Source organism: Gemmata palustris (assembly GCF_017939745.1).
Taxonomy (GTDB): Bacteria; Planctomycetota; Planctomycetia; order Gemmatales; family Gemmataceae; genus Gemmata; species Gemmata palustris.
Genome location: NZ_JAGKQQ010000001.1, coordinates 679,326 through 693,398, shown reverse-complemented (window position 1 = coordinate 693,398; position 14,073 = coordinate 679,326). Strand labels below are relative to the sequence as shown.

The following is a 14,073-nucleotide window of genomic DNA, read 5'->3' as shown; positions in this document are numbered from 1 at the left end:
GTTCGGGTCTCAGTTCGGCTCGGCGGTGACGCGGGCGGGGTCGAGAACCAGGAGCAAGCGCCCGTCGAGCGGGTACGCGCCGCGGATCAGCTCGCGGACCGCACCCACCAGCGTTTCGGGCACCGGTTCGAGAACGGCCCCCGTGACGTCCAGAACGTCCCCGACCTCGTCCACGAGCAGGCTCACCGCGCCGTCGTCGGTCGGTACAACGACGTTCACCGGGGGCCGGTCCGCCGGGCGGTCGGGCAGTTCCAGTCGGCGCCGCAAGTCGATCGCGGTCACGATCCGCCCGCGCAAGTTAATCAGCCCGCGCACCGCGGCGGGCGCGAGCGGCACCCGCGTCATTTCCTGGGGGCGGAGCACCTCTTGCACCTTCAGTACGTCGATGCCGAAATAATGCCCGTCGAGGTAGAACGTGCAAACCTGGCGCGACTCGGTCACGGTGTCCTCCGGGCGCTCGCGCCGGTCGGTCCCTGTGGGAAAAGCGCGATCATCCCCGGGCCTGCTGAACGAGCGCGTCCACGTCGAGGAACTCGGTGATGCGGTCGTGGACCACCGCGTTAAACAGCACCCCGGGGCGCGCCGCCTTCGACCGGTTCACGGCCGGGCTTTCAACGATGTCGAGGACGCGCTCGACCACCAGCCCGAAGTGCGCGCCCGCTCCCGTGAACACCACGACCTGAACCGGGGCGCCCGCATCGCGGGGGACCGCGTCGGTTGCGTGAAGCAGCGGCAAAATCGTGCCCCGGTACTGCACCATGATCGCGCCGCCGACCGTTTCGATGGCACCACGGTCGAACTCCTCGAGGCGCGCAACTTGGTCCAATGGCACGGCCACGCGCCCGTCGCCCGGGGTCGCAAACAGGAGGAGCAGCTGACGCGCCTCGGGGCCGGTGGCGGCGCCCCTGTTACCGAGCGCCCGTTCGCGCGCCCCGCGAACCACGTTCGCCCGTTGCGCCAGCCCCACAACATCGAGGATCAGTGCGACCCGCCCGTCGTCCATGATGGTCGCGCCCGCGAACACCGCGGCGCCTTTAAGCAGCTTCTGCAGCGGCTTGACCACGATCTCGACGGAGTCGCGGATCTCGTCAACGACCAGCCCGAAGCGCCGATCGTCGGCCTGGAGGATGACGATGTTCACTTCACTGTCGGGGGGCTGAAGGGACTCGACCCGCAGCTCGCGTGCGAGGTAGACCAGTGGAAGCAGGCTCCCGCGGAGCCGGTACACCGGCGCACCGTGGACGAACTCGATCGCACTGCGAACCTGATCGGCTTCGAGTCTCACCAGTTCGAGCAGGTTCACTTGTGGGATCGCGTACCGATCCCCGCCGGTGACGACGGTGAGCGCCGGGACGATCGCGAGCGTGAGCGGGATCTTCATTTTGATGGTGGTGCCGCGCCCGAGTCGGCTCTGCACGTCCACCACACCGCCGATCTTCTCGACGTTGGTTCGCACCACGTCCATGCCCACGCCGCGCCCGGAGAAGTGGGTCACACGGTCGGTGGTCGAGAACCCCGGCAGGAAGATCAGGTTCAATAACTCCACTTCGGTCATGCGGGCGGCGCCTTCGGGCGTAACGATCTTGGCCGAAACCGCCTTGTCGCGTACCCGTTGCGGGTCGATCCCGCCGCCGTCGTCACCGATCTCGATGACGACCTTGCCGCTCTCGTGATAAGCGTGGAGCAGCAGTCGGCCCTCGGGCGGCTTCCCGCTCTCGGTGCGGGCGCGCGGGAACTCGATCCCGTGGTCAATCGCGTTGCGGACGATGTGCGTGAGCGGGTCGCGGATGGCTTCGATAATGGTGCGATCGAGTTCCGTTTCCTGACCGTCCATCTCGAGTCGAACCTGTTTACCGCACGCAATGGCCAGGTCGCGCACGACCCGCGGGAACTTCGCCCACACGTTCCCGATGGGCTGCATGCGCGTTTTCATCACGCCGGCTTGTAGTTCCGTCGTGAGCCCGTTCAACCGCTGAACCGCTCCCAGAAACCCGGAATCTTCCTGCGTCCCGCTGTATTGCACGATCTGGTTGCGCGCGAGGACCAGTTCGCCCACGAGCGTCATAAGTTTGTCGAGTAAGCCAACGTCTACGCGGATGCTGGAGTCGGACACGGCCGGCCCCCGGCCCTCGCCGGATTCTGGTGCGGGCAGTTTCGGCTTGAGGGCTGGCGGGGGCATTTCCAACCCACTCGGCGCTTGTGCGGCCGGAGGGGGTGGAGGCGGAGGCACGCCCCCCGGCGGTGGGGGCGAAGGCGGCGGAGTTACTGGAGCCTCTCGGACTACGGGCGGCGAATGTGCGAGCGAGCGCGCGGCAGTGGCAGGGATGAGTCGTTCGAGAGCTTGAATGACTGAGGAATAATCGCCGTCGCCCTCGGTCTCGTTCGCTTCGAGCGCGGCGAGGATTTTCCGAACGGCATCCACCACACCCAACAGTGCGGTCGCGATGTCGGCGTTAAACGTGAGTACGCCAGAGCGAACCTTACTCAGGAGCGTTTCACCGGCGTGACCGACGGCCTGGAGCTTCGCCAGCCCGAGGAACCCGGCCGTGCCCTTTACCGTGTGAATGACGCGGAATACCCGCGCCAGCGTCTCCCGTTCCCCCGGCTCTTTTTCGAGGGTGACGAGGTCGAGGTCGAGCTGCGCGAGGCTCTCGTGGCTTTCGACCAGGAACTCGCGGATGATGTCATTCACGGCGCGTCGCGGACGGAAAATGGCCCTTCGGCACGAAATTTTCGTGCCGAGGGGAAGTACCGGTATTCTTGGTAACTTGGGATAACTATGCAAGCAGATGGGATTTAATGACTTGCACTTTGCCGCGCGAAGCGGCCCTACAATCACACCGCGCCGATCCGCCGAAGGGACCGGCGCGAACCTGGGATCACGGCCCGATCGCTTCGGACCCGCGCTCGCCGGTACGGATGCGAACGCAATCTTCGAGCGAGAGCACGAAAATCTTCCCGTCGCCGATGGTGCCCGTATCGCCGGTGCGCGCCGCGTGGATGATGGCTTCGACCGTCGCTTCGACGAACGCCTCGTTGACGGCGATCTCCAGTTTCAGCTTCGGAATGAGCCGAATTTGCACTTCCGTGGTGCGGTACACTTCGGTGTAGCCGCGCTGGCGCCCGCACCCGCGGACGTCGCTCACCGTCATCAGGTAGACGTCGCGCTCCGCGAGCGCCTTCTGTACATCTTCGAGCTTTTCTGGACGAATGATCGCAACAATGAGTTTCATGGGAGTGAATGGTAGTGTGAGTTTGTGGGGAAGGAACGAGCGTGAGAAGCGCGCGGGTGAGCGGAAGGCGAAGAGCTCCTCGAGCGGCCCTTCGCTCCCACTCACGCGCGTGCCCGCACTCACACTTTCGTGGCCGTCACGGGCTTCTTCGCGAGGCGGGTGAACAGCGACGCCAGGCGCTTCGTGATCGCGGCCGGGTCACCGTCACGGCACCGGAACGTGGTCCCGCGGATCGTGGTCACGTGCGGGTACACCGCGATGAAGTCCTTGTCCGGCGCCCCATCGGTCGGCTTGCACAGTTCGGACCAGATCGCCATGAGTTCCTTCGAGTCGGCGCCGGCGATTTGCACGTCGAAGCGGCCGTTCCCGCGCGGGGCGCTCGCGGCCCGCGGTTCGGTGGAAACGACCGTGGCCGATTCCGTAGCACCGCTGAAGTCGAACCCGACTTCGCCGTGCTCCGTCCGGTCCAGGCCCTCGGCCTCCGACTTCGCATCGGTCTTAAAGTTCCCGAGCGTAATCGCTTGCGTGAGGAGCACCAGACCCAAACTCAGCACGAACGCGAACACGACCGAGAACACCGCGGCCTTGATCTGGATGAACAGTTGCGAGAGCCCGGACTTGCCGTCGACGTCCTGCTTGTCGGCAGTCGCTTGCAGCGCGGTTTGATCGTCTTCCATCTTCTTTGCTGCGTCGGCCTTCAGCGTGGCCTCGTCCTTGAGCTTGTCCAGCGGGTCGGTCGCTTCCTTCAGCTTCTCTTTGGCTTCGGTGAGCGCCTTGGCTTCGGCTTCGCGCTTTCCGATCGTCGCTTCGGTGAACTTCTTCTCGGCTTCGTCCTTGGCCTTGGTCAGCGCTTCGATCTGCGTCGCGGACTCGGTTTCTTTGGCTTTCGCGTCGGCAGCGGCCTTGTCCGCCTCGGCCTTCGCGTCCTTAATCATCTTGCCCTCGTCCTTCTTCAGCGCTTCCAACCGGCTGCGGTGCGCGGAAAACGCGAACGGGCCGTCGGTGCCGGCAGAGTTGACGAGCGTGGAGCAGAACACCCCGGTCAGGATGGCCCCGACGAACCCGCCGACCCCGTGGACGCCGAAAGCGTCGAGCGAGTCGTCGTACCCGAGCACGTTTTTCAGTGCGACCGCGAGATAACAGAGAACGGCCGCGGCCAACCCGATCAGGACCGCGCCCCACATGTACACGAACCCGCTCGCGGGCGTGACAGCGACCAGCCCCGCGACGATACCGGACGCCAAGCCCAGCGCGGTCGGCTTGCCCTTGTGGAGCCATTCGACCAACATCCAGCCCAACCCGGCGGCAGCAGCAGCAGCTTGGGTCGCGGCGAACGCGGACCCGGCCAAGCTGTCACCCCGAACCGAGCTACCGCCGTTGAACCCGAACCACCCGAACCACAGCAGGCCCGCACCCAAGAGCGTCAGCACCATGCTGTTCGGGTGCGCGATCTGCTTCGGGTACCCGGCCCGCTTCCCGAGAACCAGGCAGCACGCCAAACCCGCCATACCCGCGGCAATGTGAACGACGGTACCACCAGCGAAGTCGAGCGCGCCCATTTTCCCGAGGAGTCCGATCGCCGCACCGCCGCGCTTGGCCAGAGGGATACCGTTGTCGAACCAGTCGAACGCCCAAACCATGTGAGCCAGCGGGCAGTACACGAACGTGACCCACAGCACCATGAAGAGGCAGAACGGCCAGAACCGAATGCGTTCCGCGATCGCCCCACTAATCAGGGCCGGGGTGATGATGGCGAACATGCCCTGGAACATGACGTGAACGTAAACCGGGATGTCGTAGCCACCGAGCTTCGCGCCCGGCTCGATGCCCTTCAGGAACAACAGATCCCAGCTCCACCCGAACAGTCCACCGTCCGTGACACCAGCCACGTCGATTTTGATGACCGAGGGGCCGAACGCGATCGCGTACCCAATCGCGACCCAGTAAACACCGACCACTGCGAGGGCAGCCATGCTGTGCATCATCGTGGCCAGCACGTTCTTGCGCCGCACCATACCGCCGTAGAAGAGCGCCAGACCCGGCACCATGAACAGCACGAACGCACTGGAGGTCAGCATCCAGGCGGTGTCGCCGCGCTCTTTGCCCGTTGTTGCAGCAGCGCCGGCATCGGCCACGCCCTTCTCGGCCGCCTTCTTGATCTCTTCCGCGGCTTTCTTGCTCTCTTCTGCACCCTTTTCGATCGCCGCGAGCTTTTCCGCGGCAGCCTTCGGGTCACCCCCAGCGGCTTTGACGGTTTCGAGCTCCTTGGTGAGCGCGTTGGCCTTCACCGTGAGTGCAGCCAGCTCGTCCTTCGTGGTCGTCGCGGATTTCGTTGCCGCATCGATTTCCTTCTTGAGCGCATCGACCTTCGCGGTCGCGGCCTTCGTGTCGGCGGTCGAACTGGTCTTCAGATCGCCGAGGGCTTTCTTCGTCTCAGCGAGTTCCTTCTGTGTGGCTTCAAACGCCTTCTTCAGATCCGCGATCGCTTTCTCGGCTGCCTCCAAGTCGGGCTTGGCTGCAGATTTCTTCTCGTCTTGGGCGGAGGCGATCCCTCCCAATGGTGCCCACAGACCGGGCATCATACTGCAGCCCGTGAAGAGGAGGAGGGCCAACAAGAGGCGACGAACTTGCATTACGCACCTTGGTTACGCACATTTAGGCGGGAGAAAGCCAATTCTTCAGCACAACTCACGAACGATAAGTTCGGCGATACATCTGGTGCGAGCAAGCAGGACGGGTGCCACGTTCTGCAAAGTGCCGAAATAATTTTAACTCCTGTAGAATCATAATCTTCCGTCGTGAGATTGATGTAGACACGAAATGCACAACCTCTTTGCATGCTTAATTCATGTGCATCTGTGCCTTACCAGTGACGGGCCACTTGAAGTGCCTTTCGTGCAATTGAGAACTCTTCCTCGGCATAGCCGGAATAACCGGTACTTTCAGCGGTCAATTTGCACTGAGATTATTGATTCCCCTCCTACTTCCGTTCCAGTGGTGCCGATCCGTACTCTCGCTGGAGTCACACTAAACGTTCCTTCCGGTTCACGGACGAATCGGGGGGGAATCCACACGGCTTAATCCCGCTACTCCAGCGGCTTCAAGGAAGGATTCCATGAATTCGCTCATCCTGTTTACCGCCCTCGCCACCGGCCAGCTCCCGGATACGCCCCCGCCCGCTGGTGTTTACCTTCCCCCGGTCCCGCAAGTGGGAGCCCCGGGCCGCTTTGTCGGAGCACAACAGCCGGCCGCACAGCCGGTGCCTGTGAAACCGATGCCCCCCGCCGGAATGCCTCCTGCGGGTATGCCGCCCGCCGGGATGCCCCCCGCGAACGGGAACGGCAACGGTGAGAAAAAGGAAGAAGAAAAGAAGGAAGACGACCAACCGCCGCCCCCGGAGCCCTACGCTCTGATGCGCATCCTCTCGACCACCCGGTTCGGCCCGCGGCTCGAGGAGAGCGGGATCACGATCTCCGGTTGGTTGCAGGGGAACTACTCGACCAGCACCGCGCACCGGAGCAACCAGCCGGTGACGTTCAACGACCGCTCCGACTTCTGGCAGTTCAACCAGAACTACCTCAAGATCGAGAAGACCGTTGACACGAGCAAGAGCGAGTTCCAGTTGGGCTTCCGCACGGACTGGATTCTGCCCGGTACCGACGCCCGGTACTCGATCTCCCGCGGCCTGCTCTCGAACCAGAACGGGGTCGGTGCTCCGGGCGCGAAGGACGCCTACCCGGTCGACCTGTTCCAGGCCTATGTCGATGCGTTCCTGCCGAACGTCGGGCCGAAGGGTACCACCCTCCGTGTCGGTAAGTTCGCCACGCACATCGGGTACGAACTCGTTCAAGGTGCCGAAACGCCGTTCCTGCAACGCGCTTACCTGTTCCAGTACAACCCCTTTACTCACACCGGTGCGTGGGCGATTACCCCGCTCAACGACACCTGGACCGTGAGCAACGGGCTCGTGATGGGGGCGGATAACTTCTTCGGCGTCGCGCAGCCCACCTACATCGGCCAGTTGAAGTGGGCGCCGAAGGAGGGGAAGACCACCGCGTTGTTGAACGTGATGGCGACCGACCCGCGGTTCTCGACCAGTGGCTCGTACCCGTTCTACAACGTGTACAACTTCCAGGTGTCGCACAACTTCACCGACAAGCTGACCTACGTCTTCGACTCCTCGTTCTCGCACATCGACGGGGCGCCGCTCCCGAGCGAGGGCGGGGCGTCCGGCTCGGCGACGTGGTACGGGGCCGCGAACTACCTCCTTTACAAGCACACGGACCAGGTGACGAGCAACTTCCGCGTGGAACTGTTCGAGGACACCAAGGGGTTCCGCACCGGGTCGAAGGGCCTGTACACCGAAGTGACCTACGGGCTCGCGTACTCGCCCACGCGGTCGCTGATGTTCCGCCCCACCGTGCGGTACGACCACAACAACTCGAGCCGGCCGTTCGATGGTAGCTCGAACCTGTTCACCGCGGCGATGGACGTCATCCTTCGGTACTGATCTGAGTGACCGCGATTCGTTCGCACGCGACGGCCGGGGAAACCCGGCCGTTGTTCGTTTGGTTACGCTTCGTCCACATGGGTGAATTCGGTCGCGCGTTCGACGCGACAGATCCGAAGTGCGAACCACTGGTACCACTTCTCGCGCCCGAACTTCTGTGCCAGTAAGTGTTCGGCGTTCCGGCCCCACGCGCGCACGTCCTCGAGCGTGGCCCAGTACGAAACCGTGATCCCCAAACCGTCCGCGCCGCGGGCGGATTCGACGCCCAAGAAACCGGGCTGTTGAGCCGCGAGTTCTTCCATGCGGTCCGCGGTCGCGCCGTACCCGCCACCGGGTTCGGCCCGGCGCCGCGAGGTGAAGAGGACCGCGTAATACGGTGGTTCGGGCACGCTCATCCTCCGAGTTGGACCACGCGACACAGGGGGGGCGAACCGTTCCGGGCTAACAATTGCTAACATTTTGGCCCGTGCGGGCGGCCGGTCGATTGTATTGCAGGGCGAATGATGCCGAAATGCTGGTATTTCAAGTCTGTTCGCCACTCTTCCCTCTTTGCCGCCCGTCGTTGCGGGTCGGGCGCGGCTAACATTCGCTACAACTCAACCAGAATCCGCGATTCCTGGCTAACATCTCGACCAGCATTCCCCCAATTCGACTAACAATCACATTCAAAACCCGGCTTCCGCAATCACTCAACCAGCATCGCGTGACGACATCTGCACTGACTCCATACAGCCAATTCTAAGCAAGTGGACACAAGAACACAAGTAATTTCACGCGCGCGGGTGCCGGCTGATTTGGGAGTTGTCTTCCGCGGGGCCGGCGCCCACAATGTCGGTCCTGCCCGAAATACTTCCGAGACTCCTCCCATGACCCGCCTCCGCTCCGCACTCTTCCTCCTCGGCATCATCTCCGTCACGCCCGCGGTCGGCGCCCAACCGACCCCTCTTAAAGCCCACGGCGCGCTCGTTCACTCGGTCGCGGTATCGCCGGACGGCAAGACCCTGGCGACCGCCGGGTTCGATAACGTGGTGAAACTCTGGGATCTCGCGCCGGACGGGGCGCTCAAAGAGAAAAAGGCGCTCACCGGGCACACCGGCCCCGTGTACGCGGTCGCGTTCCACCCCACCGACGCGAAACTCGTCGCCACCGCCAGCCAGGACAAGACCGCGCGGATCTGGGACGTCACCGACGGTAAGACCAAGTTCGAGCTCAAGGGCCACACCGACATCGTGGACGCGATCGCGTTCAGCCCGGACGGGAAGTCGCTCGCCACCGCCGGCGCGGACAAGTCGGTGCGCCTGTGGAACCCGGCCGACGGCAAGGAGGTCAAGAACCTCGGCGCGCACGACGGGTCCGTGTACGTCGTCGCGTTCAGCCCGGACGGGAAGACACTCGCGTCCGCGGGCGCGGGGAAAGACAACCTCATCAAGCTGTGGAGCGTGAAAGACCTGAAGGAGCTGAAGCAACTCAAGGGGCACGAGCAGCCGGTCACGTCCATCGCATTCACGGGCGACGACAAGGTGCTGGTGTCCGCGTCGATGGACCGGACCATTCGTGTATGGAACGTGGTCGACGCGAAGGAAACTAAGAAGCTCGGCCCGACCACCGACGACCCCTACGCGCTCGCGTGGTCCGAGAAGGCGAAGACGGCCGCGGTGTGCGGCTACTCGGGGCTGATTACGGTGTGGGCGCTCGACGCGGACAAGCCGAAGTTCACGAAAGCGATCAAGAACCCGGGCTACTGCGTGGCGTTCGCGGCCGACGGGACGTTCGTCGTGACCGGCCACGACAACGGAACGGTCGCGGTCACTCCAATTGGGAAGTGACGGGTTCAACGGGCGGTTGCGGCGGTTCGATCACGGACGGCAGGAACGGCGCGGGCGGGGACACGGGGTCGCGCGAGAGCCACACGGCCCGCCCCCGGCGCAAGAGCGGGTCGCCCGCGTAGGGTTTGTGGGCGAACCCGCACCCGACGAGTGAGAGACCGGCGCAGAGCATCGCGAGGCGTACCGCGAATCGCATTCAGCACCCCGCCCAGTGGACCGCCCTTCTTTATCGGCGCGCGGGGTTAGGGGAGTTGAGAAAGAAAGCACCGGGCTTCCCCTCTGTGCTTCGGAAGACCAAAACGTTCCACGTGTCGCGCTACTGCAGGTAGGTCTTGGCGCGCTCGCCCCCGAGCACGCCGACGTAAACGGCGCTGGGGCTAGTAGGCTGGCGCGGTACGGGTTCATAGAGAACGGACTGTCCTTTAGCGAAGCGGGTACGGCGCAATGACACTTGAAGACTTCGCCAAAATGATGTCGATCACGCCCGTTCTCGCCGAGGATGTTCCTGGGAAGTCGTCAACGGGTATCTTCCGAAAGCTGCGCGACGAGTTCGTCGACAGCCTGCTGCCGGGTGACACCGTGTATTTTTACGACTCGAACGAAGCCGATTGGCAGAAGACGATGGGGCGCGAGGGTTACATTCTTGTGCGGCAAGGAGTCATTGTGGCGGACCTGATGACAAAAATGAACTGAGGACACGAGGCGCGCACTCACTGTGGCGCGAATCACATCTCGGGATGTCGCCTAACCGCGTCCCGTAACTCGCTTCGCGGCGCCCCGGGGCAGACGCTTACGACACGACAACCGCCGGTTATGTGGGGAGGAACTCAATTCACTAAAGTGCCGGAGGGATTCGGCTATTGATCGCCTCGGCGAATCTCTCGGGGTCGCCCTCCGACACCGCATCGTGGGGAATAATGTGTGCCGTCGTGGCGCTGATGAAGATGAGTGTGTAGCCGTCATACGTGACCACGCGCTCGACCGCCTCTATCCGCAACCGCGACTCGGCGTAGGAGGATCGGGAGATCAACTCGCTCCCGATCAGTTCAAGTTCGCGAGTCCCGAGCACACTCTTATTCGTTGCTTCCGCGTACATCCGGCGGGCCTGGCGCTCGGCCTGGCGCCGAAATCCGCCCGGCATACGGAGGAGGGATATGATGAGGGAAATCAAAATAATCGATGCAAATATTAAAGGGGCGACCCATGCCTCGGTCCCCTCTCCGCGCGCGTGCCGGGCCTCCCACATCTTGAAGGTAACCCCGGCGGTGATCGCCGAAACACCGACGGCAAACAGCCACGTCGCGCGCACACGTACCCGACGGGCCGCAGGCGAGTGATCGTTGTGAAAGCGGGCCAGCGCAACGAAATCGTCGATGGTGTTCTCGTAGCGGATTCTCACACCCACTCCCTTCGGGGCCGTGACCCGAGTCAATCGCTGTCTGTTGAAATGATCCGCCAGCGATCATCCACACTCGGTCGTCGCAGTCAACTACCCCCTCCTCAAAAATGTACCCGCCGGGTCGAAGGCGGATACGCTCCCCACCGCGAAGGCTCCGCGCTACCGCGCGAACCCGAACAGCCGTTCGCGGAGGCACTCGAGCGCCTCGGCCGCGGCGAGCGCGGTGTCCGGGTCGGTCGATTCGGCCGCAGTTTCCAGGTCCGGCCACGCCCATGACAGTTCTTCCGTCGCGATTCGCCCCGCAGCGCCTTGGCGGATCGCGGGTTCCTCGCTGCTCAAGCCGGCCGTGACTTCCGCGAGCGCGGAGCGCTCGCCCAACCGGGCCAGCGCGGACACCGCGGCACTGCGCGTTTCCGTGTCCGAATCGGTACGGGCGACGCGAAGTGTGCGCACCACGTGGTTCGCGTCGAACGGCGGCCACCAGCCCAGCGAACCGATGGCCGCGTGCCGCAGGGCCGGGTTCGTGGCGGTCGCGTTCCGCACCAGCACGCGCTCGACCTCGTAACAGGCGTGGCCGCGTAGCGTCGCGAGGACGACCGCGGCGCGCCCGTGGTGCCGCGTTTTGCGCGCGAAGCGCGCCGCCTGCCCCGCCAGTACGGGGCCGACGACGGACGAGCGTGCCCACTGCAGTGCGCGAACCGCGTCCGTCCACCAGGGCTCCCGGCGGTCCGGCAAATACGGGAACAGTTTCGTCACGTCCGCGCGTAAATCGAACAGGCACCGGAGCGCGGCCCCCTGCTCGTCCGCCCCTGCCACCGGGAAGCGCGCGAGTAAGCGACCGGGCGCGCCCCCGAGCCAGTTCAACCGGTGATCCGCGGTGGCCCCGAGGCGCACTTCCTGGCGCGCGGCCAGTGCGCGAACGTCGGGCGGCACGAACCGCGCCCAGTGTCCAAGTCGGCGGAAGTGGCGCTCGGCCTCGATCAGCGCGCTGGTCAACCACGGGTCAGCGCACAGGTCCGCGCGGCTCGTGAGTTCGGCGAGCGTGTCCCCCAACCCGGCGCGGATCAGCGGCGCGGCATCAACGGTGCCCGTCCGCGCGGCACGAGCGGCGGCAACCAGCGCCCGCAGCGCCCGACGGCTCAAGGTGCGGCTCGGGTGACGCAACAGCGTGGAGAAATTGGCGAAGCAAACCGCCTCGGCCGCGAGCACCGCGCCTTGCGGCGAATCACCGGCCACCTCGGCACAGTGGAGCACCGCTGGGAGCGCTTCGGCGAAGTTCAGCCGGCGCAACCCGGACGCGACGTCCACCCAGTACCACGCCCGTTCGACGGGATCGGTCGTCAGTACGCGGGTGAGTTGGCGCTCGAGCAGGCGGGCGGCGGCGGGCGTGCCGAGATCGGTGAGCGCGCGGACTTGCACGGCAAAGTCTAAACCCGCGTGTAGTTCGCGCTCGACCAGATCGGCGCGCCCGGCGTCGAGCAGTTCGCGGAAGTGGGCTTTCGTCCGCTCGCAGGTCGACTCGCCGAGCAGTCCGCCGGCCTGGAGGTGCCGGTGCTGGCGGTCCACGGCGGCCACAGCGCGCGGCATCGCCCGGGTCGGCAACAGCCACCGCCGCGGGCGCGGGTGCCGGTACGCGAGCCAGAACAGCCCACACGCCACGACCAGGATAAACGCGCCGTAGATCATCGGTCACGTCCAGTGGAGTCGGCACAACTCGTGCGCCGGAGCAGTAGCGGCCACGACCCGGCCCGCTACCACAGTCGAACGGGCCGGCGCCGCCACCGCGCCGCACCCTTTCAACAGAACATAGCACCGTTACTCGCGCACGTGCCCGTCGCCGGTCACGATGAACTTGTACGTCGTCAGTTCGCGCAGCCCGCACGGTCCGCGCGCGTGGAATCGGTCCGTGCTGATACCAATTTCGGCGCCCAGGCCAAGCTCGAATCCGTCGTTGAACCGGGTGCTCGCGTTGACCATCACCGCGGCGGAATCCACGCGCTGCGTGAAGAGGCGCGCGCTGTTGATGTCGCGCGTGACGATCGCGTCCGTGTGATGCGAGCCGAACGTCTCGATGTGCCGAACGGCTTCATCGAGGTCCGCGACCACCTTGATCGACAGAATCAGGTCGAGATATTCGGTGCGGTAATCGTCGTCGGCCGCGTGTTTCGCACCGGGGAGCCGGCGGCGCGTTTGCTCGCACCCCCGCAGTTCGACGCCCTTCGCCACAAGCGATGCACCGACAACGGGTAAGAACTCGTCCGCGACCGCGGCGTGAACGAGCAGGCACTCGGCCGCGTTGCACGTGCCCGGGCGCTGGCACTTCGCGTTCACCACGATGCGCTCGGCCACCTTCAAGTCGGCCGCGGCGTCGACGAACACGTGGCACACACCGTCAAAGTGCTTGATGACGGGCATCCGCGCTTCCGACGCGACCCGCTGGATCAGCGACTTTCCGCCGCGCGGGATCGCTAGGTCGATGAACTCGCTCATGGCGAGCAGGTGCCCGACCGCCTGCCGGTCGGTTGTGGGAACGAGTTGAACCGCGTCGGCGGGGAGCCCGCAGCGCGCGAGTTCCGCACTTAATAATCGGTGCAGAACCGTGTTCGAGTGGATCGCTTCTTTTCCGCCGCGAAGAATGACCGCGTTGCCGCTCTTCACGCATAAGGCAGCGGCGTCCGCCGTCACATTAGGCCGCGATTCGTAGATGAAGAACACGACCCCCAGCGGCACACCGACCTTCAATATCTGGAGCCCGTTGGGGCGCTGGGTCGCTTCGCGCACTTCCCCCACGGGGTCGGGCAGTGCGGTAACTTGACGCAACCCCTCGGCCGCAGCCTTGATGCGCTTCGGGTTCAGTGTTAGGCGATCGATGGCCGCGGCGTTCAGCCCGAAGCCGGGCGCGGCCGCCACGTCGCGCGCGTTCGCGGCGAGGAGTTCGTCCTGATGTGCTTCAAGCGCATCCGCGGCGGCGAGCAGCCACTGGTTCTTCGCCGCGGTCGCTACCGTTGCGAGGGCGCGGGCGGCGGCCTTCGCGCGTTGGGCCAACCCCAAACACAATGTGCCCAGATCATCCTGGGGAACGAAACTCGGCGGGAGAGCGGACAC

12 protein-coding genes are annotated in these 14,073 nt (G+C 64.7%); 3 read left to right on the top strand and 9 right to left on the bottom strand.

The window, feature by feature from the left end; genetic code table 11:
- Nucleotides 1-9: 9 nt before the first annotated feature.
- The 4 genes from J8F10_RS02785 to amt form a co-directional block, all read right to left on the bottom strand.
- The gene (locus tag J8F10_RS02785; RefSeq protein WP_210652362.1) at nucleotides 10-441 is read right to left on the bottom strand and encodes a chemotaxis protein CheW; all 432 of its coding nucleotides are present in this window, start codon (nucleotides 439-441) and stop codon (nucleotides 10-12) included.
- Nucleotides 442-490: 49 nt separating this feature from the next.
- Nucleotides 491-2,692, bottom strand: a complete 2,202-nt coding sequence (locus J8F10_RS02780) for a chemotaxis protein CheA (RefSeq protein ID WP_210652361.1) — start codon at nucleotides 2,690-2,692, stop codon at nucleotides 491-493.
- A gap of 187 nt (nucleotides 2,693-2,879) precedes the next feature.
- Nucleotides 2,880-3,233 carry a P-II family nitrogen regulator gene (locus J8F10_RS02775; RefSeq protein ID WP_052560035.1) on the bottom strand — a complete coding sequence of 118 codons (354 nt, stop codon included), beginning with the start codon at nucleotides 3,231-3,233 and terminating at the stop codon, nucleotides 2,880-2,882.
- A gap of 119 nt (nucleotides 3,234-3,352) precedes the next feature.
- On the bottom strand, nucleotides 3,353-5,866 hold the full coding sequence (gene amt / locus J8F10_RS02770) for an ammonium transporter (RefSeq protein ID WP_210652360.1): 2,514 nt from the start codon (nucleotides 5,864-5,866) through the stop codon (nucleotides 3,353-3,355).
- A 482-nt stretch (nucleotides 5,867-6,348) separates the two neighbouring features.
- Between amt and J8F10_RS02765 the strand changes: the two genes are divergently transcribed.
- A complete protein-coding gene (locus J8F10_RS02765) occupies nucleotides 6,349-7,743 on the top strand; it encodes an outer membrane beta-barrel protein (protein WP_210652359.1) in 1,395 nt (464 codons plus the stop codon).
- A 62-nt stretch (nucleotides 7,744-7,805) separates the two neighbouring features.
- Here the strand turns inward: J8F10_RS02765 and J8F10_RS02760 are convergent, their stop codons facing one another.
- Nucleotides 7,806-8,138 (bottom strand): antibiotic biosynthesis monooxygenase family protein, encoded by a 333-nt coding sequence (locus tag J8F10_RS02760; protein ID WP_390891089.1) that lies wholly within the window; start codon nucleotides 8,136-8,138, stop codon nucleotides 7,806-7,808.
- A gap of 471 nt (nucleotides 8,139-8,609) precedes the next feature.
- On the opposite strand from J8F10_RS02760, the gene J8F10_RS02755 reads away from it, so the two are divergent.
- Nucleotides 8,610-9,569 (top strand): WD40 repeat domain-containing protein, encoded by a 960-nt coding sequence (locus J8F10_RS02755; protein ID WP_210652357.1) that lies wholly within the window; start codon nucleotides 8,610-8,612, stop codon nucleotides 9,567-9,569.
- Here the strand turns inward: J8F10_RS02755 and J8F10_RS02750 are convergent.
- Nucleotides 9,550-9,765 carry a hypothetical protein gene (locus J8F10_RS02750; RefSeq protein WP_210652356.1) on the bottom strand — a complete coding sequence of 72 codons (216 nt, stop codon included), beginning with the start codon at nucleotides 9,763-9,765 and terminating at the stop codon, nucleotides 9,550-9,552. The two genes, J8F10_RS02755 and J8F10_RS02750, sit on opposite strands and share 20 nt — an antisense overlap.
- A gap of 248 nt (nucleotides 9,766-10,013) precedes the next feature.
- Between J8F10_RS02750 and J8F10_RS02745 the strand changes: the two genes are divergently transcribed.
- Nucleotides 10,014-10,262, top strand: a complete 249-nt coding sequence (locus tag J8F10_RS02745) for a hypothetical protein (RefSeq protein WP_210652355.1) — start codon at nucleotides 10,014-10,016, stop codon at nucleotides 10,260-10,262.
- 142 nt (nucleotides 10,263-10,404) lie between these two features.
- Here the strand turns inward: J8F10_RS02745 and J8F10_RS40200 are convergent, their stop codons facing one another.
- From J8F10_RS40200 to J8F10_RS02730, 3 genes are all read right to left on the bottom strand, one after another.
- The gene (locus J8F10_RS40200) at nucleotides 10,405-10,968 is read right to left on the bottom strand and encodes a YcxB family protein (RefSeq protein ID WP_210652354.1); all 564 of its coding nucleotides are present in this window, start codon (nucleotides 10,966-10,968) and stop codon (nucleotides 10,405-10,407) included.
- A 159-nt stretch (nucleotides 10,969-11,127) separates the two neighbouring features.
- Nucleotides 11,128-12,654 carry a HEAT repeat domain-containing protein gene (locus J8F10_RS02735; protein ID WP_210652353.1) on the bottom strand — a complete coding sequence of 509 codons (1,527 nt, stop codon included), beginning with the start codon at nucleotides 12,652-12,654 and terminating at the stop codon, nucleotides 11,128-11,130.
- 129 nt (nucleotides 12,655-12,783) lie between these two features.
- Nucleotides 12,784-14,073, bottom strand: a complete 1,290-nt coding sequence (locus tag J8F10_RS02730) for a glutamate-5-semialdehyde dehydrogenase (protein ID WP_210652352.1) — start codon at nucleotides 14,071-14,073, stop codon at nucleotides 12,784-12,786.

Coding starts and splice junctions, on each gene's coding strand:
- J8F10_RS02735 (WP_210652353.1), bottom strand. CDS start 12,654: ATGATCTACGGCGCGTTTATCCTGGTCGTGGCGTGTGGGCTGTTCTGG.
- J8F10_RS02765 (WP_210652359.1), top strand. CDS start 6,349: ATGAATTCGCTCATCCTGTTTACCGCCCTCGCCACCGGCCAGCTCCCG.
- amt (WP_210652360.1), bottom strand. CDS start 5,866: ATGCAAGTTCGTCGCCTCTTGTTGGCCCTCCTCCTCTTCACGGGCTGC.
- J8F10_RS02755 (WP_210652357.1), top strand. CDS start 8,610: ATGACCCGCCTCCGCTCCGCACTCTTCCTCCTCGGCATCATCTCCGTC.
- J8F10_RS02750 (WP_210652356.1), bottom strand. CDS start 9,765: ATGCGATTCGCGGTACGCCTCGCGATGCTCTGCGCCGGTCTCTCACTC.
- J8F10_RS02745 (WP_210652355.1), top strand. CDS start 10,014: ATGACACTTGAAGACTTCGCCAAAATGATGTCGATCACGCCCGTTCTC.
- J8F10_RS02760 (WP_390891089.1), bottom strand. CDS start 8,138: ATGAGCGTGCCCGAACCACCGTATTACGCGGTCCTCTTCACCTCGCGG.
- J8F10_RS02775 (WP_052560035.1), bottom strand. CDS start 3,233: ATGAAACTCATTGTTGCGATCATTCGTCCAGAAAAGCTCGAAGATGTA.